The organism is Mesosutterella faecium (genome assembly GCF_022809315.2).
Lineage (GTDB): Bacteria > Pseudomonadota > Gammaproteobacteria > Burkholderiales > Burkholderiaceae_F > Mesosutterella > Mesosutterella faecium.
Genome location: NZ_JAKZJU020000001.1, coordinates 1,598,388 through 1,624,224 on the forward strand (window position 1 = coordinate 1,598,388; position 25,837 = coordinate 1,624,224).

Sequence of the window (25,837 nt, forward strand, 5' to 3'; positions counted from 1 at the left end):
GGTAACATAGTCTATAATTAATAAAAACATGCTATCGCCATGGATTCTTCTGAAAACGCCTCCGGCAAAATGAACTTTTCCACTTACACGGACAAACAGGGAAGGACCTATGTCTACACCTACCGCAACAAGTGGGATCCAAAGAAGCATCAGTCGCGCATTGCGGAGCGGCATCATGTCGGCAGGCTGGATCCGCAGACTCGTCAGGTCCGTGTGGGAAAAGCCTTTCTTGCCCTTCATCCGGAATACGCCGGCAGGGACTGGTACTGGGCTGGAAACTCACTGGTCAGCGCACAGGACGTCGGAGAAGCGGAGCCGCAGGAACCGGCTTCCGATGAAGGCTGGGAGCAGAACGAGACCGTTTCCATGGGCTGCACCTGGGCGGCCCGGGAATACTGCATTCTCCACGGCATCAGGGATGACCTGAAGTCCGTGTTTGGTGCGGATCTTGCTGAAAAGCTCATGGATCTGGCCATCTTCCAGTTTGACGCCGGCCAGGCCATGATGCTCTACAGCGACTGGCTCTCAGGGGTTTATCTGCCGGGGGCCCGGCCTTTGTCCAGCCAGAGAATTTCCGAAGTTCTGGAACAGGTGGACCGCGACAAGCTCAAGGCCTATTTCAAGCTCCGCTTCAAACGCTCTGCCGAGGAAGCCCGGCAGCGCAGCGCCCTGATCAAAGCCTCGCTCAAGCCCGGCAGCTATGTCCCGCCGCAAATGCTGGCGCTGGACAGCACGAGCATCTCCACCTACTCCGAGACGATCAGAGACGCCGCCTACGGTCATGCCAAACAGAACCCGGAACTCAGGCAGGTCAACCTCGCCTTCGTCTGCGACTACGTCACCGGAGAGGCAGTCTTCGCCCACATTTACGAGGGGTCCATCAATGACGCGGCCTCTTTCCGTGAAATCCTTTTCCAGATGCGGGACGAAGGCATTGAACTGGACAAGATGCTCCTTGTCACGGACCGCGGCTACAGCAGCATCATGAACACCCAGAAATCCCTGGAGCTGAACCTGCGGTTCGTCCAGGGCGTGCGGGTCGTCGAGGACTCGGTCAAACGAAAGTTCGACAAACACAGGAAGGATTTTGAAAAACCCGCCTGCCAGTCCGGCCTGCTGGAGGTTGCCGCCGTCACCGCGCCTGACGCCGAATGGCGCTCCAACCGCCAGGACGTCAAGGTTGCCCTCCATCTCTACAGAAACAACATCCGGGCAGCAAAGGAATCTTTTGACCTGCTCAAGGCCATCGAGAAAGCCTTGAAAAAGAAGAATGAAGGGCGTTCTGTCGACAGCCAGGCCTGGCAGGACGTTAAAAATTTTCTGACCTGCACAAAGGATGACTCAGGACGCCCGGTATGGAAGCCTGACTACGAAGCAATCGAAAAGGAAACGCGCTATTACGGCTGCTTTGTCATCCGCACCAATGAGATTGCGGATCCTTTCGCCGCTTTGGAAATCTATCGGGAAAGGAATGTGGTCGAGCAGTCCTTTGACCAGTTTAAAAACGAAATCCACGGCGACAGGATCCGCTCGACGGACAGCACCTACATCGGCCGGCTGTTCATTTACATCCTCGCGCAGACCCTCAGGACCAGGATGTCCTTCAGTGCGAGGGCTCAGACTCAAAGAAATTCTGATCTGAAGCTCCCGGGCAATTCCCTGACCCTCGCACTGGCCAAACTCAGGAACGTCCAGGCCACGAAGCTGAAGACTCACAACAAATGGGTCAGCCAGCAGTTAGCAAAAAAGCATCGTGATTTGTTCACGATGCTTGGTCTTCCCGTTCCTCCCAGGGTTCTTAAAGACTAGAAACCCCGGGAGTTCAGGCTGAAAAAAAATCCGGGCGCGTCCGCGCCCGGATGAAATGAGAAATCAAGACTGACTTCATTTCTCATCGCAACTGCCGGAGAAGATCCTGCGGGAGAACAGGATCTTCAGAGACGCGGCCGCCGGCGTAGCAGCGGAGAAGCAAGAGACAGCTGCGTTATTCCAAGAAGGAATAACGGTATTATGCGCCTTGTTTCTCAAAAAGGGAAGGGCGGGGCGCCGGCACAGTCAGTAAAAAATGCGGCCCCAGTCCACGATCCGCACCCGGCCGCCGGAGACCTCGAGGACGGACAGGGCGCAGTTTTTCATGGAGAGCTCCTGAAAGCGCGAGGCCGGCCGCCCCATGAGCAGGGTGAGCATGATGCGGGTGACGGAGCCGTGCGCGGCGACGAAGACCCGCCCGGCGCTGCCCTCCAGGGGGAGAATGGAGCGCTCGAGGACCCCCCTGATGCGGTCCGCGGCCTGCCCGAGCGACTCGCCCCCGGGCGCGGGGCGGAATGAGGCGGGCTGGTGGAACCAGAGATAGAGCGGGTCGGCGGGGTCGCTGCGCGAGCGGCGCATGTCCCGACCGTCGAATGAGCCGAAGTTCACCTCGCGCAGATCCTCGAGCACCTGCACTTCGGGGCCGCGTCCCTGCAGCACGATGCGGGCGGTTTCGCGGGCGCGGGAGAGCGGCGAGCTGAAGGCCCGGTCAAAGGTCACCCCCGAAAGGGCGGCCGCGGTCTCGCGGGCCTGCCTGCGGCCCTCGTCGTCAAGCGGAATGTCCGTGCAGCCCTGGATCTTTCCGAGTCGGTTCCAGGCCGTCTCCCCGTGCCTGAGCCAGTAAACGAGCATGGGCTCCTCTCTCCGCGCCTTTCAGATCAGCCAGTGGCTTACTTTTTCATCCATTTCGGCGATGGTGAGCTTTCCGCCCTCAAGCTTCAGGCGGGCGATCGAGCAGTTTCCGACCGGCAGCTTCCAGAAATCCTCGTACTGGAATCCTCCCGCGAGCGTGAGGATTTCCCGCACGATGATGCCGTGGGCCACGATGAGGACGGTGTGCACCGAGGGGTCGCTTTCCAGGGGCTCCAGCGTGGATTTTTTAAAGGAGTCGAAGCGCGCGGCCACAAAAGAGAGCTCTTCGCCTCCGAATGCGGGCTTGTAGAGATCCGGACGCACGAACATCCCGTGCAGGGGATTCTCGGGATTGGTCCGGGCGTCGCCGTAGGGTTCGCCTTCAAGCGGCCCGAAGCCCATTTCGCGCAGCCTCGGGTCGGGCTCGACCGCGGGGCCGCGGCCGCCCAGGACGATCTCGGCGGTTTCCGCCGCGCGGTCGAGGTCCGAGCAGAAGGCCCGGTCGAAGCGGACGTCCTTGAGCCTCGCGGCCAGCCTGCGGGCCTGCTCGCGGCCCCGTTCGTTCAGCGAGATGTCGGCCCAGCCCTGCAGCTTCATCTCCCGGTTCCAGTCGGTTTCGCCGTGGCGTGTGAGATAAATGTCCATTAAAAAGCCCTCTGCGGTTTGTGAACGCCCCCTGCGGGCACGGGCGCCTATTTTAAATCCGGGGCCGCGGCGCGGCCTGCGTTCAGCTGTGGACCGCCATGAGCCCGAGGCCGATCGCGATGAAAATGCTGCCGAATATGCGGTTCGCGATGAGGATGTTGCGGCTGCTGCGCAGCTTCTTCGACAGCAGTTCGGCCACCAGCGTCACCCCGGTCATCACGCACAGGTCGGTGAAGCCGCAGGTGAGCCCCATCTGCGCATACTGCAGCAGGATCGGGGCGTCGGTGTTGAGAAAGGGCGTGAGCAGCGACAGAAAGAAGACCAGGCCCTTCGGATTGGTGAGGTTGACGAGAAGCCCCCGGCGCCAGAGCTGGAACGCGGTCACGGCTCCGTCCGCGCCGCCCCTGATCACGACGGTCTGGGGCTTCGCCCTCCAGAGCGAAATGCCCAGCCAGACCAGATAGGCGCATCCGGCGAAGCGGATGATCTGGAAAAGCACGGGAGAGGCGGCGAGCACCGCTCCGATGCCCACCCCGACGATCATGATGAGGAGAAACACCCCGCAGGACAGTCCGAGAGTCTGCGCAATGCAGCGCCGCCAGCCGTAGCTCACCGCGGCTGAAAGGGAGGCGATCTGCGCGGGCCCGGGCGACAGGCTCATGCCCCAGCAGAGCGCGAAAAAAGACAGCCAGGTCTCAAAATGCATCGCAAATGCGGGAGAGAAAAAAAGACGAAGACTCGGAATTGAGCGACACTATAGCACCGGCGCGGATCCGGGCCCTGTCTCCGCGCCGCGGTTTGCGGACAGGGCCGCGTCTCAAGGAAAGAGGACAGGGCATGAAGCCGCAGAGGAAGGGAAAAAGCGCTTTTGAGGCGAAGGTCGACGCGCAGCGCCTCGCCTGCGCACCGTTTGAGTTCCAGGCGGCGGTTTCCATGAGGGATCTCGGGCTGCTCGAGGCGCTTGACGCGTGCGGCGACAAAGGAGCGGCCGAGGAGGACCTGAGGGCGGCCGCGGGGCTGTCGGAGTACGCCGCCCGGGTGCTTCTCGAGGCGGCCCGGGCCGCGGGGCTCATCGAGCAGGAGCAGGGCCGCTGGAGGCTCACCAAGACCGGCTGGTACCTTCAAAACGACGAGCTCACGCGCGCTAATTTTGATTTTGCGGCCGATGTCTGCTACGCGGGGCTTTCGCGCCTGCGCGATTCACTCAGGAGCGGCCGTCCCGAGGGGCTTCCTGCGCTCGGCCTGCACTCGAAGACGATTTACCCGGGGCTTGGCGCGCTGCCCGAGCCGGCCCGCTCGAGCTGGTTCCGCTATGACCATTTCTTCTCCGACGCAGCCTTTCAGGATGCGCTGCCTCACGTTCTGGAGCGGCATCCGCGGCTGCTCTACGACGTGGGCGGAAACACCGGCCGCTGGTCCATTCTCTGCTGCCGCAGCGACCCGCAGCTGCGCTGCGTTGTGATTGACCTGCCGCAGCAGTGCCGGATGGTGCGCGAGAACGCGGCCCGTGCGGGGCTTTCCGGACGCATCGGCACTTTCGAGGCGGATCTTCTGGCCGATCCCGCGCTGCCGGGCGAGGCCGACCTCTGGTGGATGAGCCAGTTTCTCGACTGCTTTTCCGCAGAGGATGCGTGCCGGATTCTGCGCGGCATCGCCCGCTCCATGAAAAAAGAGGCGAGGATTCTCGTGCTGGAGCCTTTGCTGGACCATCAGCCCTTCGAGGCCGGCCGGCGCTGCCTGGCCGCCTATTCGCTTTATTTCACGGCGATCGCAAACGGGACGAGCCGCTTTTACTCCCAGGAAGAGCTCCAGGCGATGGCCTCCGGTGCGGGGCTTGAGCTCGAGTCCGCTCTCCAGGGACTGGGCCTCGGGCACACCCTGCTCACGTTCAGGAAGACGGGAGGACGTTCGTGAAGCCTCTGACTTTTGCACTTCGCGGCTGGAGCGCCGCAGCTCCCGGCGCGTTGACGGCCCCGGGCGGCCCGGGTCCCTTCGCCTCCCGCTTCAGGCCGGCCTGCCGCCTGCGCCCCCTTGCGGCCCGAAGGCTCTCGGCCGGCGCGCGGCTTGCCGTCGAGTGCGCCCTTGCAGCCGCAGGCGGCTCAGCCCCGGGCTTTGCGGTTTTCGCCAGCCGCAGCGCGGAGCTGCCGCGCTGCGAAAAGATTCTCTCCTGCCTCGCGGGGGACGAGGATCCCTCGCCCACCGACTTCATGATGTCGGTGCACAATGCGGCGGCGGGTTTTTTCTCCATCGAGGCGCACTGCCGGGTTCCTCATTCTTCGGTCGCGGCCGGGCAGGAGACTTTCTCCGCGGCGCTCTTTGAGGCTGCCGCGGCGCTTGGCACGGGAGCGGGCAGCGTTCTCGCGGTTTTTTACGAGAACGATCCGCCGCCGGTTCTCGGCCGCTGCTTCTTGCCCCCGCCGCCGCCCGGCCCCTGGGCCGCGGCCCTGATGCTCGCCCCGGGCGGGGAGCTGCGCGCGCAGCCCTCGGCCGCTGCCGGGGCGGCGGCCGCGCAGGAGCCAGTCCTGCAGCTTCTTTCCGGGCTCGCCTCGGGCGCGCGGGACTTCGACGTCCGCGAGCCGCGGCGGCTCTGGCGCTGGAGCTGGTCATGACTTCGGCGCGGCTTCGGCTTCCCCGCAGGCCCCGGGACTCCTTTGCGGCGCTGCAGCTGCGGCGGCTCGCGACCGGCTTCGGGTGGGCGGTCTTCGGCCTGGGCGGGCTGGTGCTGTCTCTCACCTGGTTTCGGTGGCTGTGCTGGTCGGAGCCCGACGGGCAGAAGAGGATGCTGCGGGCGAGGCGCACGATCGGCGCCTCCTTCAGGCTCTACCTGCGGCTGCTGCGGCGGCTTCGCGTGCTCGATCTCGACACCTCGGCGCTTCGCGCCCGGCCGCCGAGCAGGGGCTCGGTGATCGTCTCCAATCACCCGACTCTGCTCGACTACGTCTTCATTACTTCCGAGATGCCCGAGACCGACTGCATCGTGAAGGAAGCGCTCGCGCACAATTTCTTCCTCAAGGGCGTCGTGCGCGCCGCGGGCTATCTCTACAACTCCGAGGACCCGGAGCGGCTGCTGCAGGAATGCGAGGAAAGGCTTCGCGCGGGCGGAACGATTCTTGTTTTCCCGGAGGGGACCCGCACCAGGCCCGGCGCTGTCATGAAGTTCCGGCGCGGAGCCGCTCAGATCGCGCTTCGAAGCGGCGGGCTGATCGAGGCGATTAATATACAATGCTCGGAAAGCTGGCTCGCCAAGGGAGAGCCCTGGTACCGCATTCCCTCCTCGAGGCCGGTGATCAGGCTTGTGCCCGCGGGCACAATCGACCCCCGGCGCTTCTGGGACGGCAGCCCCGGCTCGATCCCGGCTGCGGCCCGGGCGCTCACTCGGGAGATTGCGAGGCGGCTGTCCTGATATAGCTATATATCCCAAGGCAACGGCACATGACGGATAACGTTGAAAATCAGCTGAAATCGCTCATCGTCGAATCGCTTAATCTGGAAGGCGTCAAGCCCGAGGACATCGAAGACGAGGCCCCTCTTTTTTCCGAAGAGGGGCTGGGGCTTGATTCGATCGATGCGCTGGAGCTCGGCATGGCGGTCAAGAAAAAATTCGGGGTCGCCATCGGAGGCGAAACCGAGGAAAACCGGAGCCGCTTTCGTTCGGTCTCGACGCTGGCCGACTACATCCGCTCCCAGCAGAGCTTGAAGAGGTGAAAGACATATCATGGAAAAGTTGAGCCGGGACGAACTCTACCGCGAGCTGCTCGAGGTCCTCGAGAAGTTTTTCGAGGTGGATCCCTCGACGGTCAAGCCCGAAACGAAGCTCTTCGAAGACCTCGACCTCGATTCGATCGACGCAGTGGACATGGTCGTGCAGATGCAGAAGAAAACCGGGCGCCGCTTCCAGCCCGATGACTTCCGCCAGGTGAAGACGGTCTCGGACGTGCTCGACGTGCTGGAGCGGCTGCAGAAGGACGCGCCGGCTGAGGATGCCCGCTGAATCCCACGCCCGGGTTCTGCGGGCCGCCTCGGCGGCTTTGTCTGCGCTGTGGCCGCTTGCGGTGCTCGCGGGGCTCGCCCTCGGGGCACTGTCCTGGGTGCTGGTTCTGGGGCTCGTGCTTTTTGGCGTCCGGGCCGCGATGGAGCTTCGGTCCGGCCGCAGAGGAGTCTCTGCGGCCGCGGTCACGGGCGCGGGCGCCGCGGTCTGCGCGGCCGGACTTCTTTTCGCGAGGGACGCTGCGGCGCTCTGGTACCCGGTCATCGTGAACGCGGTTCTTTTCTTCGTCTTCAGCTCCTCGCTGATCCGAGGCGTGCCGGTGGCGGAGCGCTTTGCACGGCTTGCCTCCGGAAAGCCGCTGCCGGCCGCGGCGGTCCGCTACTGCCGCAGGGTGACGCTCGTCTGGTGCTTCTTTTTCGTCCTGAACGGAGCGGTGGCGCTCCTGACGGTCCTCTCGGGCAGCCTGCGCTGGTGGGGGCTTTGGAACGGCTGCCTCAGCTACCTCTTCATGGGCGCGCTCATGGCCTCGGAGTACCTGGTGCGAAGGAGGCTGCAGCATGCCGCTGCCGTTCAATGAGTGGCTGAGGGCGGGGGATCCAACGCGTCCGCTGTTTCTTGAAAAGGGCGGGGCGGTCCCGGCCCGGCTGGTCGCCGCGGAGGCCTCCCGCAGGCTCGCGCTTGTGGAGAGGACGGGCTGGAAGCGCATCGCCGTTCAAAGCCGGGGGGCTGCGGATTTCCTCGCCTCGTTTGCCGCGGTCCTCTGCGCGGGCCGTACGCCTGTCCTGCCCGGCAGCAGGCGGCCGGACGACGCGGCGCTTGGCGGCTCGGCCGACGGGATTCTGGGCGGCGGCCCCCGCGGGAGCCTTCCCCGGATCGATCCGGCAGACTCTCCCGCCGCGGGCCTGTCCGAGCTTCCGCCCGTGCCGCCGGAGGCCGGTTTCGTCCTCTACACTTCGGGCTCGAGCGGCACCCCCAAGGAGGTCCGGAAAAGCGTTGGGCAGATGGACCGCGAGGCGGAAATCACCACCGCGCTTTTCGCCTCGAGGCTTGAGGGGCTGGTCTTTGCCGGCACCGTGGATCCGCTCCACATGTACGGGCTTTCCTTTCTGATATGGCTGCCGATGGCGCTCGGGCTGCCCGTGCTGTCGCGCCGCCTCGAGGTGCCCGAAGACCTTGCGGGCCTCGACTTTCCGACAGCCCTCGTCACGACGCCTACTTTCCTTCACTATCTGGAGCCCGCCCCCGGGGGCCCCGCCATCCGCTTTCTGCTCACCGCCGGGGGGCCGCTGCCGGCCGAAGACGCGGGCAGGGCCCGCGCGAGCCTCGGCCTCTGGGCTGATGAAATCTACGGCAGCACGGAGCTCGGCGCCATTGCCTCAAGGCGCTCCTGCGATCCCCCGGGACTGGCGCGCCTCCTGCCGGGCATTGCCTTTGCCGACGCTAAGCGGGCGCTCATTTCGACCCCGCTGGCCCCCGGAGGCCTGGCGCAGCTCGACGACCGGATTGAGCCCCTCGGGGGCGCGGCCTTCAGGCTGCTCGGCCGGCGCGACCAGATCGTCAAGGTGGCCGAGCACAGGGTGAGCCTCGAAGAGGTTGAAAGGGCGGCGCAGCTTGAAGGCCGGGAAGTCCGTGCTCTGCTGGTCGTTCGAAACGGCAGAGCCGCCATCGGGCTTGTGGTCTCGGGCTTTCCCGCGGGGCCCCTGCCGCCCGCTTCGGCGGCCGCGCTGCGGCGCAGGCTTCTCGCCCGGCTGCCGCTTCCTGCCGTTCCCAGGTTCTTCCGGGGCTGCCCGAGCCTGCCCCGCAACGCGCAGGGCAAGGTGGAACGGGAGCGTTTACTGGAGCTTTTCAAATGAATGATGCAGAGCGCTGGCCCGAGGAGATCGAGCTGCCCCGCAGCGACGCCTCAGGCGAACTGACCGTTGTGCTGCGGCTGCAGCCCGGGCTTTTATGGTTCCAGGGGCATTTCCCGGTCCAGCCGATCGCGCCCGGCTTTGCCCAGATTGAATGGGCGCTTTTCTACGCCGGCGCCCGGGCCCGGGGGCTGCGGCTGTCCGAAGTGGGCATGATCAAGTTCACCCGCCCCCTTTATCCCGGCGAGCGGGTGCGCCTGAGGCTGCGCCTGGAGCCTTCGGGCGGGGGCGGGGTCGTGAGATTTTCCTTTGCTGCTCTGACGGCCCGGGGCGAAGTGCCCTGCAGCCGCGGCAGGCTCGTGCTGTGCGGGGCTTCATGATGAAGGAGGCTCCGGAGTTCAGGCCTGCCGTGGTGATCCCCTGCTACAACCATGGCGCGACCCTGGGACGGGTGCTCGACGCGGTCTCGCGGCTGGGGCTGCCGTGCCTTGTCGTCGACGACGGCAGCGACGGCGGGAACCGCCGCCTGATCGACGAGGCGGTCTCATCCCGGCCTTTCTGCTCGCTTGAGCGCCGGACGGAGAACGGCGGCAAGGGGGCGGCCGTCATGCAGGGGGTGGAGGCGCTTGCCGCGCGGGGCTTCACCCACGCGCTGCAGGTCGACGCCGACCTGCAGCACAACCTGGCCGACGCTCCGCTGCTGCTCGAGCGCGCGAGGCGCCGCCCCGAGGCGCTCATCTCGGGGCTGCCCGTCTACGACGAGAGCGCTCCGCTCGGGCGGCGCATCGGCCGGACGGTCACGCAGTTCTGGGTGAGGCTCGAGACGCTCTCCGCGGACATCCGCGACAGCATGTGCGGCTTCCGCGTTTACCCGGTCGGCCCCTTCATGCGGGTGATCCGGGCGGGCCGCCCGGGCGGCCGCATGGACTTCGACATTGAAATCCTCGTGCGGCTGCACTGGGCCGGCGTCCCGATGGAGTTCGTGCCGACGCGGGTCGTCTACCCTGAAGGCGGCGTCTCGCACTTCGATTACCTCAGGGACAACCTGCGCATTTCCGCCATGCACACTAAGCTCATGCTGGAGGCTCCGGCCCACTGGCTGTCGTCTCTAAGGAGAGGCCGCAGGGCCTCGGGCGGCTGGGAGGCCGCGCCCGAGCGGCACGGGGCGCCGGGCATCCGGATCCTGCTTTGGATCTACCGGCGCTTCGGCCGGGGCGTTTTCCGCGCCGTGCTGCGCCCCGTCGTTTTCTTTTACTGGGCCACCGGGACGGAGGGGAGGCGGGAAAGCGGCCGCTATCTGCGGCTTGTCCGCGGCTTTGCGGGTGCCCGGGGCGCCGTGCTCTCCACAGGCGAGCCGCTTACGAGCTACAGGCATTTCCTGCATTTCGGCGAGGCGCTTCTCGACCGGATCCTCGCCTGGAACGGCGAGTTCAGCCTGAGCCGCGACATCGTGCTCGATCAGGGCTCGGACCGCGCGCTTACCGTCCGGGCGGGCGCGAGGGGAAAGCTTCTCCTCACCTCCCACTACGGGGTTCCGGAAGTCTGCCGGGCGCTTGCGTGGCGCGACGCGGGCACGCCCGTTACCGTCGTGCTCTTTGAGGGCAACGCGCAGGCGTTTCGAAAGGAGCTTGAAAAGGAGGCCGGGCTCTCGAGGCTCACGGTGATTTCGGCCGCGGACTTCGGCCTCGGGACGGCCGCCGAGCTCGAAGGCCGGATCCGCCGCGGCGAGTGGGTGGCCATGGCGGCCGACCGGCTGCCGGCCGGGGCCGCCCGCGCGCGGAAGGAGCGCTTCATCCGGGTGCCGTTTCTCGGCCGGCCCGCCTGCTTCCCGGCCGGGCCCTACATCCTCGCCTCGCTCCTCGACTGCGAGGTGGACACGCTCTTTGCCTGCCGGGAGGGACATCGGTTCCGGGTTTCCTGTGCTAAATTGGCCGACAGGGTTTCGCTGCCCAGGCTGGAGCGCGAACAGGCCCTTAAGCGGCTTGCCGAAGCCTTTGCCTCGAGGCTTGAGGAGCAGGTGCTCAGGCAGCCGCTCGAGTGGTTCAACTTTTACGATTTCTGGGCGGAGCCTCGCCGGAAGTCCCCGGAGCCGATGGCAGATCTTGGACGACCACTTCAAAAATGATCACAAGAAGGCTGTTTTTATTATCTTTTCTGATGTGCAGCCCGCTCCTCTCGCGCGCAGAGGAGCTCACGCTGGAAAGTCTCTCCAGGCGGCTTTCGGGCGTGCGCACCCTCACGGCTGACTTCACCCAGAACCGGCGCCTGCGGGCGGCGGCGAGGCCCCTTGTTTCGCGCGGCCGGGTGGCCGTGGTTCAGGGCGCGGGCGTGCTCTGGGACCAGGCCTCGCCCTTTGTGACGCGCACCACGGTCACCAGGCAGAAAATCACGATCGAGCTCGAGGGCGGCCGCACCGAAGTGGTCACCTCGAAGTCCAACCCCCGGGCCTTTGCCTTTGCAAGCCTCATGCAGTCCGTCCTTTCCGGGGACGCTTCGGCCTTTAAAAGCCAGTTTGACGTGAAGAGCCTCAAAGAGCGCCCGGGCGGCCGCTGGGAGCTCGCGCTCGCGGCGCGGTCCGAGCCCCTGTCGAGAATGTTCTCCCTGGTGCGGATCTCGGGCCGCGAGGCCGTCGAGTCGCTGGAGCTCAGGTCGGCTGCGAAGGAAGTGACGCGCATTGACTTCAAGTCCCTGGTTCTTAACGAGGCCCCCGATGAAACGGTCCGCCGTCGTCTCGGTCTTTAAGGCGGCCGCGGCCAGGCTGCGGACGGACTCGGGCGCGGCCTGGGGCTGGGCGGGCGTTGTTTTCGTTCTCTTTGCCTTTCTTCTGATCGCGCTGCCCCGCGTCCCGGTCTCCTCCGACGTGATGGAGCTGATCCCGGAGCCCGCCGCGGGACAGGTCTCGCGCGCGGAAATCCGCTCTCTCGCCTCTAAAATGGGCCGGCAGGTCGTTTTCGCCGTGTCCGGTCCGGAGGCCGCGGCCGAGGATTTTTCCAGCCGGCTCTCAAAGCTGCCCGGCTTTTCATCCTTCAGCGGGCGGCTGGACGCGGTCCGCACCCGCGACTCCGCGCGCTTCCTTTTTGAGCACCGGGCCGCGTTCCTGTCGCAGCAGACCCGCTCGAGGCTCGAGGAGGGGGGCGGCGCGCAGGCCGCGTGGGTGCTTTCGCAGCTCTATGCGCCGCTTGCGGGCGTGTCCTCCTCGGAGCTCACCCGCGATCCGCTTCTTCTCATGCGCACTTCGAACCTGATCGACCGGGGCGAGGGCGGGCTGCGCAACAGCGGCGGGTGGCTCACCGGAACAGACTCCGAAGGGCGGACCTGGCGGATCCTGCACGCCGAGGTGGATCCTGCCTTCGCCGGGGCCTCGGAGCTGAGCGGCCTTGTCGGCTCGATCAAGGAGGCCGAGCGGGAGACCCGGGCGCTTTTCCCCGGGGCGCGCTTTGCCGCTTCGGGGGCCGTCTTTTATTCAGATTACGCGGGCAGCAGCGCGCGGCATGATGTTTCCAGGCTCGGGCTCATTTCGCTCGCGCTGCTTCTCGTGCTTCTCGTCGCGGCCTTCCGCTCGGTCCAGCCGCTCGTGCTGTGCCTCGTCTCCATTGCGGTCGGCGCTGCGGCCGGCGCCGCCGCGACCATCCTGGTCTTCGGGAAGATCCATCTTCTCACGCTCGTGATGAGCCTCTCGCTCATCGGCATTTCCGCGGACTACACGACGCACTACTTCACCGCCCGCATGAAGGCCGGGGCCGGCGTTTCGACTTACGAGACGGCCCGCAGCCTGAGGCCCCTGCTGCTGCAGGCCCTGGCGACCACCTGCGCGGCCTATGCGGCGTTTCTGTTCGCGCCTTTCCCCGGCCTGCGCCAGCTCGGCATTTTCAGCGTGGCGGGGCTGTGCGCCTCCTTTGTCACCGTCATGGTCTGGTACCCGGGGCTCACGAGGCGCTTCAGGAGCCGCAGCCTTCCATTTGCAGGGGCGCTCCAGCGCTACGTCGGGCTCTGGCGCGGCGGCCGGGCGTTTCCCTGGGCAGTTCTCGCGCTGCTCGCGATTTTCTCGGTTTCGGGGATTATTCTGGCCGGGACCGATGACGACATCGGCGCCCTGCAGAGCTCGCCTCCCGGCCTTCGGGCCCAGGAGCAGGTGATCGCCTCGATCACGGGCCGGGACACGAGCCAGCGCTGGTTCATCGTCCAGGGCAGCACGCCCGACGAGGCGCTCGACCGAAAGGATCTCCTGCAGGCCGGGCTTGTGCGGCTGCGCGCCGAGGGGCTGATCGAGGGAGCCACGGTGGTGCCGCTGCACTCGCTGCGCGCGCAGCGCGAGGATGCAGCGCTCATCGAACGGGCGATGCCCGAGGTGAAGCGCCGCCTCGCGCAGGCCGGGATTTCGGTTCGGACGGGCGAGCGGCTGCATCCGCTCGAACTCCGAACCTGGCTGCGCGACTACCTGAGCCGCAGCTGGTCGGGCCTCATCGAGGGAGGCGTGGGCCGCACCGCCATTCTGGTGCCTGTGCAGGCGGGCCGAAGCGCGAAAGCCGATGAGGCGCTCGCCGCTCTTGCCGGTTCGGTGCCGGGCTGCGCCTGGGTGGACCGCCGGAGCGATTTTTCTCAGCTTTTCGCCGAGGTCCGCAAGAGCGTGAGCGTGACGCTTGCGGCCGCGGGCGCCGCGATCATCCTCGCCTACGGCCTGGCCAGCGGGCCGCTGCGGGCCCTGGGGCTGCTGATTCCCTGCGCGCTGTCGATCGCATCGGGGATCGCAGCGCTTGGCTGGGCCGGCATGCCGGTGAACATTTTCTCGCTCTTCGCCCTCATCCTGATCCTGGGCATCGGGATCGACTACTCGCTTTTCTTCGGCTCGAAGCAGCGCGATTCGGAGGCGACGCTTTTTGCCGTCGTGACCGCGATGCTCACGACGGTGGCCTCGCTCGGGATTCTCGTCTTCAGCAGGACGGCGGCCGTCGCGAACTTCGGGCTCGCGCTCACGGCCGGGGTTTTTGCGGCGTTTCTCGCCTCGCCTGTGACGCTGGCCCTTGAGGCGGCCTTTGAAAGGCGCAGGCGGCAGGGGAGGCGGCCTTGATCTACGTGAACGCCGTGTCCGCCCTTTGCAGCCTCGGCTGCGGCCCGGACGAGATTCTGGGAAACCTCGCCCTCGGGCGGGCTCCCGGCCTGCGCCCGACGCAGGGGTTCCTCACCCGGGGGCGCACCGCCTGGCTCGGGCACTTCACGAAGCCGCTGCCGCCGATGCCCGCGGGATTTCCCCGCGAGGAGAGCCGCAACAACCGGGCTCTGCGGGCCGCCTGGGAGAGCTGCCCCGCGTTCGCCCGGCTGCTTCACTCAACGCCGCGCGACGGCATTGCGGTGGTGCTTGGCACGAGCACGTCGGGGTCGGACGAGGCCGACCGCTACGTGAGCTCGGTCCTTAAGGCGGGTCCCGGCCGGGAGCCCGGGGAGTTTGCCGCGGAAAGCCAGGAGCTTGGCGACCCCTCGAGGTTCCTCTCGGCGTGGCTCGGCACCGAGGGCCCGGCCTACACGGTTTCGACGGCCTGCACGAGCAGCATCCGCGCCGTGATCAGCGGCGCGAAGCTGATCGAGTCCGGGCTCGCGCAGGCCGCGCTCGTGGGCGGAGCCGACACCCTGGCGAGGCTGCCGGTGAACGGCTTTGCTTCGCTCGGGGCGCTCTCGCCCGGGCTTTGCGCCCCGTTTGCCGCCGGCCGGGACGGCATCACGATCGGCGAGGGCGCGGCGCTGCTGTGGCTCTCGCGCGAGCCTTCCCCGGTGGCGCTTCTGGGGTTCGGAGAGAGTTCCGACGCCCACCACATGACGGCGCCGGACCCGGCCGGCTCGGGCGCCTACGAGGCGATGCGCGGCGCGCTCGAGCGCGCGGGCCTTGCCGCGCAGAACCTCTCCTACGTGAATCTTCACGGCACCGGAACGCCGCTTAACGACGCCATGGAGGCCGCGGCGACCTTCAAGGCGGTGGGAGACGCGCCGCTTTGCAGCTCGACCAAGCCCCTGACGGGCCACACGCTGGGAGCCGCCGGAGCGCTCGAAGCGGTGCTCGCGGTCCTTTTGTCCTCCCGGGGCGGCATGATCCCAGGGCAGTTCGCACCGGGGCGGGTGCGGGATCCGGCGCTCGAGGGGATCAGGCTTCCGCTTCGTCCCCAGCGGGTGGAGCCCGGCCCGGTGCTCACTTCCAATTTCGCCTTCGGAGGCAGCAACGCCTCCCTTCTTTTCGGAGCGGCCGATGGCTGAAACAGAAAAAGGCCTTTCCTACGGCGCGCCGTCCCAGTACCTTCCGCAGCGCCCGCCGATGCTCGTTCTCGACCGTGTTGAAAGCATCACGGAAGACGCAGTCCTCTGCAGCGCGGAGGCCGGCGCCTCGGGCCCGCTTGAAGTTTTCGCAGACGAGGCGGGGCTGCTGCCCCTTACTCTTTTCATCGAGCTCATGGCCCAGACGGCCGGCGTCTGGGCGGGCTACTGGAGGCGGCAGGCAAACGAGCGCCTGCCCGAGCAGAAGCGCGACGCGCCCCTGGGGCTGCTGCTGAGCGTGCGCGGGCTTCAGGTGCTCGCGGCTGAAATCCCTCGATGCGGCCGCCTCGAGGTTAAAATGAGCAAACTTTTCTACGAGGGGCCGCTCGGTTCCTTCGAAGGTTCGGTTCTCTGCGGCGGCAGGCTCCTTGCCACCGGGCGCGTGAGCGTCTGCCAGCCCCGGAACTTCGAGCTTACTAAGCTACTGGACAAAGCAGCATGATGCATTCTTCCCGCACTTTTCTCGTGACCGGCGCAAGCGGCGGCATCGGGCGCGCCTGTGCGCTCGAGCTGGCCGCCCGGGGCTACCCCGTCGTGCTTCACTGCCGCAGCGGCAGGGACCGCGCCGAAGGAGCGGCCGATGAGATCCGCCGCGCCGGCGGCTCGGCCCGGGTTCTCTCGTTTGACGTCGCCGACGGCCCCGCATCCCGCCGCGCCCTCGAGGCCGACATCGCCTCGCACGGCGCCTACTGGGGCATTGCGGCCTGCGCGGGCATCGCCCGCGACGCGGCCTTCCCGGCTCTCACCGCCGAGGACTGGAAAAGCGTCATCGACACCGATCTCAACTCCTTCTACAACGTGATCCAGCCCTGCGTCATGCCGATGCTCGGGCTTCGCGACGGCGGCCGGATCATCGCCGTTTCCTCGGTCTCCGGTCTGATGGGCAACCGCGGCCAGGTGAACTACAGCGCGGCGAAGGCCGGACTCATCGGCGCGGTGAAGGCGCTCGCCGTGGAGCTCGGCAAGCGCCGGGTCACGGTGAACGCCGTTGCGCCCGGGCTCATCGACACCGGGATGGTCCGCATGGAGCCCGCGGCGCTCGAGGCGGCGAAGGCGGCGATTCCGCTTCGCCGCATGGGGCGGCCCGAGGAAGTGGCCTCCCTGGTCGCGTTCCTCGCGGGCGAGGGCGCGGCCTACATCACCCGGCAGGTGATTTCGGTGAACGGAGGCCTGCTGTGACGCCGCGCCGCGTAGTGGTGACGGGGGGCTCGGCGATCACCGCCTTCGGAAGCTCCTGGGAGGAGATCAAGCCGCGGCTTCAGGCCGGCAGGAACGCCGTCCGGGTGATGGAGGACTGGGGACAGTTCAAGGGCCTCAACTGCCGGCTGGGGGCTCCGGTCGAGAATTTCACTCTTCCCGAGCACTACACGAGGAAGAAAACCCGCTCGATGGGCCGGGTGGCGCAGCTGGCGACCCGCTCGGCCGAACTCGCGCTGGACGAGGCCGGGCTTTCCGGCGACCCCGTGCTCGGCAGCGGCCGCACGGGCGTCGCCTACGGCTCTTGCGTGGGATGCACCAAGAGCATCATGGAGTTCGGCACGATGCTCTCCGAGCACAGCACCGGCTCCATCACGGGCACGAGCTACGTGCGGCTCATGCCGCACACCACGGCGGTGAACATCAGCCTCTTTTTCGGACTGCGCGGAAGGGTCATCCCCACCTCGAGCGCGTGCACTTCAGGCAGCCAGGCGATCGGCTACGCCTGGGAGGCGGTCCGCTACGGACTGCAGGACGTCATGGTGGCCGGAGGCTCCGAGGAGCTCACGCCGGCGCACGCGGCGGCCTTCGACACGCTGTTTGCGGCCAGCGTTAAAAATGACACGCCGGAGCTCACCCCGGCGCCTTTTGACAAGCGCCGCGACGGGCTTGTGATCGGGGAGGGCGCGGGGACTCTGATTCTCGAGTCGCTCGAGCACGCGAAGGCGCGCGGCGCCAGGATCTGGGGCGAGATCACGGGTTTTGCGACCAACTGCGACGCGAGCCACGTGACCAACCCCAACTCGGAGACGATGCGGATCTGCATGCAGCAGGCGCTCGAGTCCGCAGAGATCGCTCCTTCAGCGGTGGGCTACATCAACGGCCACGGCACCGGCACGGTGCAGGGCGACCGCTCCGAGAGCATCGCCACGGCCGCCTTGTTCGGAAGCCGCGTGCCGTTTTCAACCCTGAAGGGGTATTTCGGACACACGCTGGGCGCCTGCGGCGGGATCGAGGCCTGGCTCACGCTGCGCATGATGAACGACCGGTGGTTCGCCCCCACCGTCAACCTGCGCGAGCCGGACCCGGAGTGCGGCGAGCTCGACTACATCATCGGGCGGGGGCGGGAGATCGACGCCGAATACGCCGTCTCGAACAACTTCGCCTTCGGCGGGGTGAACACCTCCCTCGTCTTCAGGCGCTGGGCCTGAAGCGGGCCGTCCGCTCAGCCGAAAAGCTTCGCGAAGAACCCTTTTTTCGGCTTTTCCTCTTCCTGGGCGAAAGAGGTCATTTCGTAGCCGGTTCCGGAGAGCGCCTCCCTGAAGTCGCTTTCCGGAAGCGGCTTTTCGGTGAGGACCTCGCAGCACTCTTTCCTGCGGTTCGCCCGAACCTTGCTGCAGTCCCCGCCCAGTTTTTCCCTGATCGCCCCGGCCACGTGCGCCTCGCACATCGGGCAGACCATGCCTTTCACTCCAAGGATTGTTTTGTACATGAGATTATTCTCCAGGAAGCATCGAAAAGATGTGAGGATGATAATCGTTTTTATTAGCAACGGAGTGAAAGGCCGCTCCGGGCGGCCGCTTCAGGAGACGGGGGTGAGGCGAAAGAGCCTGTAGGGCCTGCGGCGGGAGACGGGGATGTCGTTCTGCGATTCGGTGAACCAGATGCGGCCCCGGGCGTCGAGCGCGAAGTCGTCGGCCCAGTGGAAGCGCGTGGGGTACTCGAGCGTGCGGGCCCGGCGGGAAGCGACGCTGTAGGCGAGCAGCTTCGAGTTCTGGAGGTCTCCCATGTAGATCACGCCTTTTCGCACGACCATGCCGGCCGAAGGATGGATGTTGTCCGCGATCGTGCGGATCTCGCGGCGCCGCTGCTCGGAAGTGAGCCGATCGTCTGCGAGGCACTGGGTCGGGATGCTGAAGATCCGCGTTTCAATCAGCGGCGTGAAGTAGAGCGACCGGCCGTCTTCCGACAGAGTAACGCCATCGATGTGGGGCGAGGCCGGCACCACGTTGCCGGCGGGCATGGCCACAAAGCGCGCGTTGGCCCGGGTCTCGGGCGTCCTGCGGTCGAGCGCGAGCCAGCCGCGGTCCGTCTTCAGGTCGATCACGAGGAGCCCCCCGGCGCCAGCGTCGGATATGTAGGCGCAGTGCCGCGCGGTATCAATCCTGAAGTCCGAAAGGTCGCTGGCGTCCACCAGCAGCGAGGGCGGGATCGGATGAACGCTTTTCACCTGATTGCGCCTGAGGTCAATGCAGACAAGCCTCGCTCCGGCTTTTCGCGCGCTCATGCCTTCGAGCCTGCCCGAGTCGAGCGCCCAGAGCCGGTCCTCGGAGTCGACGACAATGCCCGTGACGCTTCTGAAGCTGCTGTTCGCCTCGCGGTCGAGGAAGCGCACCGGCACGCCGCCCTTTAATTCGGCCACGTGGTAGGACGGGAATTCGGAAATCGTCGGAAAGCTCACGAAAACGCGGTCCGCCTTCGAAACAGCCACCCCGGTCCACTGATAGTCGGAGGTCGTGATGAGCTCGAGCCTGGGCAGGGCAGGGGCTCTGGCCGCCCGAACCTCCCGCAGACAGGGGGCGAGGGCTGAAGCAATAAGGAACTGGCGGCGGTTCATGAGAAAGGACTTGGTCTATAAACAGTTTTACCTAATGGGTGTCACTTAGTTTCGTCATTATATAGAGTTCGCGGCGAGAAGCCTCGCCGCGCTCAGCCGTTCCTCTCCTTCAGCCGCTGCAGAGGGGGGAACTTCTGCCAGAGCTTCACAAAAATCCCGGTGGTGATCGCCGACAAGACGGTGCCCTCCCGGATTCCTTCCGGGTGTCCCAGAAAGATGAGGCCGATCGCTGCGGCGGTGAGCACGAGCGTCCAGTCGTAGGTGAACTTCACCCGGGGAAACGGCTTGTGGAAGGCCATGGACGCCGCAATGACGACGCCGTCGCCCGGCAGGCTTGTCGTGAAGGAGGCCACTTCGAGCACGATACCGAGGGCAAGCAGGGCGCTTCCGGCCGTATTCTGCACGAGGCGCGCTCCGTAGGCCTCTGGCGCCACAAAGGAAAGAACCCACATCGCCGCGTCGATGAAAAAGCCGAAGACCAGGACAAGCGGCACCTGCAGGAGATTGAGCCGCAGCCTGAAGCGGCTGCCAAGCAGCGCCCACTGGACGAAGAAAAAGAGGACGTTCATCGCAATCGTGAGCTCGCCGAAGCTGTAGGGCGTGACGAAGGTGAGCGAATAGGGCACGGAGGAAAGCGGCGTGGTCCCGATGCCGGCCCGGGTTGTGAGCGCAATTCCGGAGGCCACGCAGGCCATGCCGCAGAAAAGCGTCACCCATCTCGAAAGAGCTTTATTCCCCATCATATTTTTCAAATTCACCGGGAAGAGAGTTTTAATCCGCAAAGCGTCCATTTTACAAACATTTAGGTATTACTTACGGTCTTTTAGCCCTTTGACTGCAGTCAACAGGCCTATAAGTTACTTACTAATAAGTAGAGACTTTCTCTATAATCATTTCGAAGATTACGAATCTTTACACATCATTGCACCCGTTAACTCCTCTTCGGAGCTTGCTTGAGAATGGAAGAAACAGCGTCTGCACAAGGGGAGCCGCCTTTGCAAATCGACCAGACCGCTCAAATCCTGGGACAGCGGATCCGCAGCAACAGGCAGTCGATGAATCTCACGTTTGCAAGGATGTCCCTGAAAGCCGGAATTTCAAAGGCCGCGCTCGAAAAAGTGGAGCGCGGGGACACGGACGCGCCGCTCAGCTTTTACCTGAAGGTCGTCTGGAGAATCGACGGGTTTGCCACCTGCAGCGGATTTCTGAGCCCCGAGGGGCTCAAGGAACGCGGCCGCTCCCCGGTGGACCAGCTGATGCGGCTGTGCGGCAAAAGAGTCGCACAGAAGCGCGCGAGCCTGGGCCTCACGCTTCAGGAGCTTTCAAAAAAATGCGGCGTGCCGCCGGAGGAGCTCATGAAAATCGAGTGGGGCGGCAGCTGGGGCACTTTTGCCGATTACAGCCGATTGTTTGAGGCCCTGGGCGAGCCCGGGCTGCTGCCGGGGCTGCTGCGCTAGGCCGCGTTCTTTCCGTGATCCCCGCCATTTAAGCGTCTTAGCGCGGCCAGCGCCAGAGGCGAGGCAAAGCAGACCTCGCGCCTGTCATGGCGCCTTCTGTTCACAATCCTTATCGTGAGGGTTCCCGGCCCTTCCGGAATCTTCCGGTCGAGCTGCCCCGCCGCATCGGCCGCGAGTTCCGCGACGTTTCGAAACCGGCCCCAGAGTCCGCGCGGCAGCAGCGCCGACTCATCGATCCGCTCGTCTTCGCCCAGCCCGTACTGTGCGCTGATGAAGCGCGAGAACTCCGGACGGATCCGCTCAATCGAATCGAGTTCGGTCGCGAAAAGGCGATGCTCGCAGCCCTCCCGCTCCGATTTGCCGCAAAACGGGCAGTAGATCCGCAGCAGCTGGTAGGCGTCTTCGCCGAGCGTCACCGTCCCCGCGGGCGCGTCCGCCGGATTTTCTCTGTTGTCCATGAATTGAATTCCTGACTGAGGGGCCCCGGGCATTTTAGCCCCGGGGCCCAGAGTTCGTGAGCGCAGGCGCGGCCCGTGAGATGAAGAAAGAGCCCTGTTTCCCGCGCTCATTTCCGCCCTGGGCGCCCCCGGAGCCGGGCGGGCCGGTCCGGGGCCGCATGATTAGAATCCCAGTATTCTGCAAAAGGAGGAGGCGAAGCATGCCCATACTGGTTAAACCCTCGGAGCTTGAGGAAGACGCCCGCGTCTGCGCGGAAATCCGCCGTCAGATCCACCGCGAGCCGGAAGTAGGCCTGAACCTGCCGCATACGGCGGAGAAAATTGTGGAGGCGCTGAAGGCTTGCGGCGTGGACGAGATTGCCACACATGTCGGCGGCCCGGATGTGACGGGCATCGTGGCGCTTGTGCGCGGCAGCCGCCCGGGCCGCACGATCGGCCTCAGAGCCGACTACGACGGGCTGGGGCTCGAGGAGATGACCGGCAAGCCCTGGGCGAGCGGCCTCAGAAAGCGCATGCACGCCTGCGGTCACGACGGCCATGTGGCAACTCTTCTGGCCGCGGTGCGCTGGCTGTGCCGCCACCGGGATTTCAAGGGAACGCTGGCCGCCATTTTCCAGCCGGGCGAGGAAGGCTTTGCCGGCGGCCGCTTCATGCTCGAGGACGGGCTCGTTGACCGCTTCGGGATTTCCGAGTTCTATGCGCTTCACTCCGAGCCCCGTGTCGCGCTCGGGAAGGTCGCGCTGGTCGAGGGCTACGCCACCGCAAACGCCGATGTCTTTGAAATCACGTTTGAGGGAAAGGGCGGGCACGGCTCGCGTCCGCACCTTGCCCGCGACCCGATTGTCGCCGCCTCGGAGGCCGTCATGGCCTTCCAGACGATCGCCTCCCGGAACGTGAATCCGGACGACACCGCGGTGGTCTCGGTCTGCTGCATCCTTTCGGGCACGCCGGAGGCGACCAGCGTCATCCCGCAGAGCGCGGTGCTGCGCGGCACCTGCCGCTGCTACAAGCCCGACGTCCAGGACGTCATCGAGCACCGCATGAAGACGATCGCCCAGGGCATCGCCTCCGCCTACGAGATGACGGCCGACGTGAAATACACGAGGCTTTACCCGGCGATGTACAACAACCCGGAGCGCGTGAGGGACGCGAGGGCGCTGCTCGAGCAGTCCCTGGGAAAGGAAAACGTCGAGCAGTGGCACCGCAACGCCGGCGGCGAGGACTTCGCCTTCATGCTGGGGGCGAAGCCCGGCTGCCTTTTCCGCCTCGGCATGAAGGACGAGGATGCGGCGCACGCCTCGCCGCTGCACAGCCAGTGCTTCGACTTCAACGACAAGGCGATTCCCACCGGCGCGAGCGCGCTGCTCACGATCGCTCTGAACCGGATGGCGGCGTAAGGATCTGTCGTTTTTTCTTCATGAAGGCGGCTGCCCGCTCGTCCGGGCAGTCCCCTTTGTGTTCTCTTTTCGGGAGGGCGCGTCTATGACCTCCAGGACCGATACGGACCTGTCTGCCTGGGAAGCGTTTGTAGAAGTCGCCCACAGTGGCTCTTTTACCATCGCAGCGGACATTCTGGGCGTTGATGTGGGGTTTCTCTCCCGGAAAATCGACCGGCTGGAGAAACGCATTCACCTCGAACTCCTCAGCCGGGACAAAAGGCCCCTTGTTCCAACCGAGAGCGGGCGGGAGCTGCTGCCAGAGTGCGAAAAGATGCTGCTGGCCTACCGCGCCATCATGGATCGGGCGGCCGCCGAAAACCGGGACCTTTCCGGCCTGGTCCGGGTCATGCTCCCCACGACGCTCGCCGGGCATTTTCTTGCCGCTCTGAAGCCGGAATTCCTCGGCTTGTATCCGGACATCGCCTTTGAACTCGAGTCGCCGGTTGAGCTCGATTGTCTGGTCCAGAACCGGGTGGATGTCGCTGCAGTACAGGAAAGCATGCCTCTTCGGGATCTGATCACGCTTCCGCGCGGACGCATGGTGACCGTGCCCGTCGCCTCTTCGGAATTCCTCAGCCGGCACGGTCCAGTAGACTCTTTGCAGGATCTGGATCAGGTGCCGGTCTTCCTCACAAAGAGGGCGGGCTTTGACGAGGATGGAGCGATTCTCCTGCAGAAAAAGGGCAGGCGGGTTCGGCACACGATTGCAAAGCCCAGCATCTGCAACAACGCCATCATCATCCGTGATGCCGCCCTGCAGGGACTGGGGGTTGCGCTTAACGTCCCGCTTTTTGCGTGCATTGATGACATTGCAGAAAAGCGCCTTGTTCCGGTTTTGAGCGGGTGGCGGCGTCCAGAGTTCGATTTGTTCGTAGCCTGTTCGAGGCGTTCGTGGCTTGTAAGGCGAAACCGCATTTTCGCCCTCTGGCTTGCCAGGCGGCTTGACGACCATGTTTTGGAAGTACGCCGGAGGTTCGAGGCCCTGTATCCAGGGTGGCTCGGCCTCGCGGATGGAAAATAAAGGCCCGGCCTAAAAAATCAAGGCCGGGCCCTGAGCGCGCAAGCTGCTGCTGACTTACTTGTTCTGGGCCGCCATTGTTCCGGCATGGCGTCCGAACACCATGGCGTCGAGAATCCCGTTGCCGCCCACGCGGTTAGCGCCATGAACGCCGCCAGCCACCTCGCCCGCGGCGTAAAGTCCGGGGATCGGTCTGCCTTCGGGAGTGAGCACCTGGGAGTTCACGTTGATCCGCAGACCGCCCATGGTATGGTGGACTGCCGGCACGAGCCTTGTCGCGTACCACGGGCCGTCAAGAAGCGGCTTGTCGCTCGGGCCCTGCCCCTTGAAGCCAAACTGGTCGGCGGCCTTCTTGTGCGTCACGACCGCGTTGTACTCGTCCACCGAGGCCTGGAGCTTTGCGGGATCCGCCCCGATCTTTTTAGCGAGTTCCTCCAGCGTCTTTCCTTCATAGGCCTGGCCCAGTTTGATTTGGTCGCGCAGCGTGGTGTCGCCCGCTCGGGTTTCAAGTGTGGGGAAGCGCAGATGGTTGAGCACCACAAAATACGTGCTTCCAGGCTGCTTGAGAATGGCGCGGCAGAGAACATCGCGGGGAGCGTTTTCTCTCACAAAGCGTGAGCCCTGCTTGTTGACGAAAATGCGGTTGCTCCCTGAGGGCCAGCTCGACATAATCCCCGTGCCGGGGGCTCCGCCCGGGTGAAGCTGAATTTCATTCATGTCGACAAGGCCGGCCCCTGCGCCCGTGCCGAGCGCAAGGCCTTCGCCCAGACTCGCGTTGGAGCGGTTGGTAGTCCCGATGTTTCCATCGAGCTTCACGTCCTTCCAGTCGCCGGTGTTGTACTTCATGCGCATCTGGATATTGGCCGCGAAGCCGCCCGTCGTGATGATGACGCCGCGGTCAGCGCTGAAAGTGACGGGTTTGCCCTTATGGGTGCAGGAGACGCCGGTCACGCGTCCGTTTTTGTCCTTGACGAGGCTCACCGCCTTCGTGTTGGTGAAGACCTGCACGCGGTCCGGATAGGCGGCAATGAAGCGCTCAAAGGCTGAAATGTAGCCCGAGCCGCGGCCGATGACGCTGTGGCCGCGAGGGTAGAGCCCGCCCACGATCATGTGCACCTTAGGCTGGAACATCACGCCCTTGTCCTCAAGCCAGCGCAGTGTCGGCAGGGCGTTTTCAACGAGATAGCGGGCGAGAAGTGGGTTGTTCTTGTTGTGGCCGCCGCGCATTGTATCGTTGTAGTGACGCTCGACGCTGTCAGGAATGCCCTGTAACTTCTGCCGCGCCGGGTCTACGGCGTTCAGGGAGCCGCCGGAGACGGCGGAGCTTCCTCCCAGCATGCCCAGCTTTTCCACGATGATCACCCGCGCGCCAGCTTCGATGGCAGCGGCCGCGGCGGCGAGTCCGGCTCCGCCCCCGCCCACGATGACTACATCAGAGCGGTAACTGTCTTTAAGGGGAGCAGCCTTTTTCGGATGGTGATACTTGGCCGGGTCAACTCCCGCCATTTTGATGGTCTGCCCGACCGCATCCAGATAAGCGGCACAGGTGATGGTCGCGCCCGAGATCGCCTCGACCGGGATGTTTTGCTGGAAAACAATCTCATCATGCAGCTTGCTGATTGCGATCTTTCCGATGCCGGGCGACTCCAGGTCTCGAGTGATGATGTCTGTGATTTTCCCGTTTTCGACGTGAGTGTCCACGGTCATCGGACCGTTGTGCCCAGGTACGGTCACCGAATAGACAGAGTTCGGCGCGGCTGCGCTCGCCGTCCCGGCGGCTAGGACTGCAGCAGCGATAATGAGCAGTTTCTGATTCATAGTCTCTCTCCTAACAAAGCCCTAAAATCTTAGGGGAGAGGCATGAAGATGCTTTGTTGCTCCAGTTGAACCTTTTGACGATTTGATCAAACTAATGGAGCGTCCAAGCTAAAGCAGGGAAACTTCCTTTGAAGTTTACAGACAGAGTCCTTTCTTATGGGCAGCCGGCGCTTTGGGAGGCCAGGCCTGGGAAGTCTCTCCCTTAGGGGCCTGCATCAGGATCCGTGTGGCATTTACCGCCCAGTTGGCGTCTATCACGGCCTGTGCGTTTTCCTTGAATTTCGGGTAATGCGCGTGAAGGTCAGTCTGGCGGGCCCGAACAGCCCTGCAGGATCAGGCAAAAGGCCCAGCCTCTCCGGCAAACTCCGACCGTTCCTTTTTCCTATGAT

Annotated in this window: 27 protein-coding genes; 19 read left to right on the top strand and 8 right to left on the bottom strand. The window is 65.1% G+C overall.

Features of this window, described 5'->3' with window-relative positions:
- Nucleotides 1-39 precede the first annotated feature (39 nt).
- Entirely contained in the window at nt 40-1,809 is a 1,770-nt protein-coding gene (locus MUN46_RS07370) for an IS1634 family transposase (RefSeq protein ID WP_285230516.1), read from the top strand.
- 246 nt (nt 1,810-2,055) lie between these two features.
- Here the strand turns inward: MUN46_RS07370 and MUN46_RS07375 are convergent, their stop codons facing one another.
- From MUN46_RS07375 to MUN46_RS07385, 3 genes are all read right to left on the bottom strand, one after another.
- The gene (locus MUN46_RS07375; RefSeq protein ID WP_243377215.1) at nt 2,056-2,661 is read right to left on the bottom strand and encodes a histidine phosphatase family protein; all 606 of its coding nucleotides are present in this window, start codon (nt 2,659-2,661) and stop codon (nt 2,056-2,058) included.
- Between the two features lie 21 nt (nt 2,662-2,682).
- Nucleotides 2,683-3,306 (bottom strand): histidine phosphatase family protein, encoded by a 624-nt coding sequence (locus MUN46_RS07380; RefSeq protein ID WP_243377214.1) that lies wholly within the window; start codon nt 3,304-3,306, stop codon nt 2,683-2,685.
- Nucleotides 3,307-3,388: 82 nt separating this feature from the next.
- Nucleotides 3,389-4,012, bottom strand: coding sequence for a LysE family translocator (locus MUN46_RS07385; RefSeq protein ID WP_243377213.1), 624 nt, complete (start codon nt 4,010-4,012; stop codon nt 3,389-3,391).
- A gap of 131 nt (nt 4,013-4,143) precedes the next feature.
- Between MUN46_RS07385 and MUN46_RS07390 the strand changes: the two genes are divergently transcribed.
- Genes MUN46_RS07390 through MUN46_RS07460 form a run of 15 tightly spaced genes read left to right on the top strand, consistent with a single transcriptional unit; the run spans nt 4,144 to nt 17,852 of the window.
- A complete protein-coding gene (locus MUN46_RS07390) occupies nt 4,144-5,220 on the top strand; it encodes a methyltransferase (protein WP_243377212.1) in 1,077 nt (358 codons plus the stop codon).
- On the top strand, nt 5,217-5,915 hold the full coding sequence (locus MUN46_RS07395) for a beta-ketoacyl synthase chain length factor (protein ID WP_243377211.1): 699 nt from the start codon (nt 5,217-5,219) through the stop codon (nt 5,913-5,915). The genes MUN46_RS07390 and MUN46_RS07395 overlap by 4 nt, the downstream gene beginning before the upstream one ends.
- Nucleotides 5,912-6,709, top strand: coding sequence for a lysophospholipid acyltransferase family protein (locus tag MUN46_RS07400; protein ID WP_243377210.1), 798 nt, complete (start codon nt 5,912-5,914; stop codon nt 6,707-6,709). Before MUN46_RS07395 ends, MUN46_RS07400 begins: the two co-directional genes overlap by 4 nt.
- Nucleotides 6,710-6,738: 29 nt before the next feature.
- The gene (locus MUN46_RS07405; protein ID WP_243377209.1) at nt 6,739-7,011 is read left to right on the top strand and encodes a phosphopantetheine-binding protein; all 273 of its coding nucleotides are present in this window, start codon (nt 6,739-6,741) and stop codon (nt 7,009-7,011) included.
- A 10-nt stretch (nt 7,012-7,021) separates the two neighbouring features.
- The gene (locus tag MUN46_RS07410; RefSeq protein WP_237978675.1) at nt 7,022-7,297 is read left to right on the top strand and encodes an acyl carrier protein; all 276 of its coding nucleotides are present in this window, start codon (nt 7,022-7,024) and stop codon (nt 7,295-7,297) included.
- Nucleotides 7,287-7,871 (top strand): COG4648 family protein, encoded by a 585-nt coding sequence (locus MUN46_RS07415; protein WP_243377208.1) that lies wholly within the window; start codon nt 7,287-7,289, stop codon nt 7,869-7,871. The genes MUN46_RS07410 and MUN46_RS07415 overlap by 11 nt, the downstream gene beginning before the upstream one ends.
- The gene (locus tag MUN46_RS07420) at nt 7,852-9,147 is read left to right on the top strand and encodes an AMP-binding protein (RefSeq protein ID WP_243377207.1); all 1,296 of its coding nucleotides are present in this window, start codon (nt 7,852-7,854) and stop codon (nt 9,145-9,147) included. The genes MUN46_RS07415 and MUN46_RS07420 overlap by 20 nt, the downstream gene beginning before the upstream one ends.
- The gene (locus MUN46_RS07425; protein WP_243377206.1) at nt 9,144-9,524 is read left to right on the top strand and encodes an ApeI family dehydratase; all 381 of its coding nucleotides are present in this window, start codon (nt 9,144-9,146) and stop codon (nt 9,522-9,524) included. The genes MUN46_RS07420 and MUN46_RS07425 overlap by 4 nt, the downstream gene beginning before the upstream one ends.
- Nucleotides 9,521-11,269, top strand: a complete 1,749-nt coding sequence (locus MUN46_RS07430; protein ID WP_243377205.1) for a glycosyltransferase family 2 protein — start codon at nt 9,521-9,523, stop codon at nt 11,267-11,269. Before MUN46_RS07425 ends, MUN46_RS07430 begins: the two co-directional genes overlap by 4 nt.
- Nucleotides 11,270-11,301: 32 nt before the next feature.
- Nucleotides 11,302-11,886 (top strand): outer membrane lipoprotein carrier protein LolA, encoded by a 585-nt coding sequence (locus MUN46_RS07435; protein ID WP_243377204.1) that lies wholly within the window; start codon nt 11,302-11,304, stop codon nt 11,884-11,886.
- Nucleotides 11,855-14,212 (top strand): MMPL family transporter, encoded by a 2,358-nt coding sequence (locus MUN46_RS07440; protein WP_243377203.1) that lies wholly within the window; start codon nt 11,855-11,857, stop codon nt 14,210-14,212. Before MUN46_RS07435 ends, MUN46_RS07440 begins: the two co-directional genes overlap by 32 nt.
- A gap of 5 nt (nt 14,213-14,217) precedes the next feature.
- Nucleotides 14,218-15,387, top strand: coding sequence for a beta-ketoacyl synthase N-terminal-like domain-containing protein (locus tag MUN46_RS07445; RefSeq protein ID WP_243377217.1), 1,170 nt, complete (start codon nt 14,218-14,220; stop codon nt 15,385-15,387).
- Nucleotides 15,380-15,886 (top strand): hotdog family protein, encoded by a 507-nt coding sequence (locus MUN46_RS07450; RefSeq protein ID WP_243377202.1) that lies wholly within the window; start codon nt 15,380-15,382, stop codon nt 15,884-15,886. Before MUN46_RS07445 ends, MUN46_RS07450 begins: the two co-directional genes overlap by 8 nt.
- The gene (locus MUN46_RS07455) at nt 15,886-16,623 is read left to right on the top strand and encodes a 3-ketoacyl-ACP reductase FabG2 (RefSeq protein WP_243377216.1); all 738 of its coding nucleotides are present in this window, start codon (nt 15,886-15,888) and stop codon (nt 16,621-16,623) included. The genes MUN46_RS07450 and MUN46_RS07455 overlap by 1 nt, the downstream gene beginning before the upstream one ends.
- Nucleotides 16,620-17,852 (top strand): beta-ketoacyl-ACP synthase, encoded by a 1,233-nt coding sequence (locus tag MUN46_RS07460; protein WP_243377201.1) that lies wholly within the window; start codon nt 16,620-16,622, stop codon nt 17,850-17,852. The genes MUN46_RS07455 and MUN46_RS07460 overlap by 4 nt, the downstream gene beginning before the upstream one ends.
- Before the next feature lie 14 nt (nt 17,853-17,866).
- Here MUN46_RS07460 and MUN46_RS07465 read toward each other — a convergent pair whose 3' ends face one another.
- The 3 genes from MUN46_RS07465 to MUN46_RS07475 all read right to left on the bottom strand — a co-directional run bounded on the left by MUN46_RS07465 (nt 17,867) and on the right by MUN46_RS07475 (nt 20,016).
- Complete coding sequence (locus MUN46_RS07465; RefSeq protein ID WP_243377200.1) at nt 17,867-18,133, bottom strand: hypothetical protein; 267 nt, start codon at nt 18,131-18,133, stop codon at nt 17,867-17,869.
- A 90-nt stretch (nt 18,134-18,223) separates the two neighbouring features.
- Entirely contained in the window at nt 18,224-19,258 is a 1,035-nt protein-coding gene (locus MUN46_RS07470; RefSeq protein WP_243377199.1) for a major royal jelly family protein, read from the bottom strand.
- A gap of 92 nt (nt 19,259-19,350) precedes the next feature.
- Entirely contained in the window at nt 19,351-20,016 is a 666-nt protein-coding gene (locus MUN46_RS07475; protein ID WP_285230586.1) for a YczE/YyaS/YitT family protein, read from the bottom strand.
- A 237-nt stretch (nt 20,017-20,253) separates the two neighbouring features.
- On the opposite strand from MUN46_RS07475, the gene MUN46_RS07480 reads away from it, so the two are divergent.
- Nucleotides 20,254-20,715: a helix-turn-helix transcriptional regulator gene (locus tag MUN46_RS07480; protein WP_285230587.1), complete on the top strand. Its 462-nt coding sequence runs from the start codon at nt 20,254-20,256 to the stop codon at nt 20,713-20,715.
- Here the strand turns inward: MUN46_RS07480 and MUN46_RS07485 are convergent.
- Nucleotides 20,712-21,173: a hypothetical protein gene (locus MUN46_RS07485; protein WP_243377196.1), complete on the bottom strand. Its 462-nt coding sequence runs from the start codon at nt 21,171-21,173 to the stop codon at nt 20,712-20,714. The genes MUN46_RS07480 and MUN46_RS07485 overlap by 4 nt on opposite strands.
- Nucleotides 21,174-21,373: 200 nt before the next feature.
- Between MUN46_RS07485 and MUN46_RS07490 the strand changes: the two genes are divergently transcribed.
- On the top strand, nt 21,374-22,570 hold the full coding sequence (locus MUN46_RS07490; protein WP_243377195.1) for a M20 metallopeptidase family protein: 1,197 nt from the start codon (nt 21,374-21,376) through the stop codon (nt 22,568-22,570).
- 85 nt (nt 22,571-22,655) lie between these two features.
- The gene (locus MUN46_RS07495; protein WP_243377194.1) at nt 22,656-23,633 is read left to right on the top strand and encodes a LysR family transcriptional regulator; all 978 of its coding nucleotides are present in this window, start codon (nt 22,656-22,658) and stop codon (nt 23,631-23,633) included.
- A gap of 54 nt (nt 23,634-23,687) precedes the next feature.
- Here MUN46_RS07495 and MUN46_RS07500 read toward each other — a convergent pair whose 3' ends face one another.
- The gene (locus tag MUN46_RS07500; protein WP_243377193.1) at nt 23,688-25,448 is read right to left on the bottom strand and encodes a flavocytochrome c; all 1,761 of its coding nucleotides are present in this window, start codon (nt 25,446-25,448) and stop codon (nt 23,688-23,690) included.
- Nucleotides 25,449-25,837 lie beyond the last annotated feature (389 nt).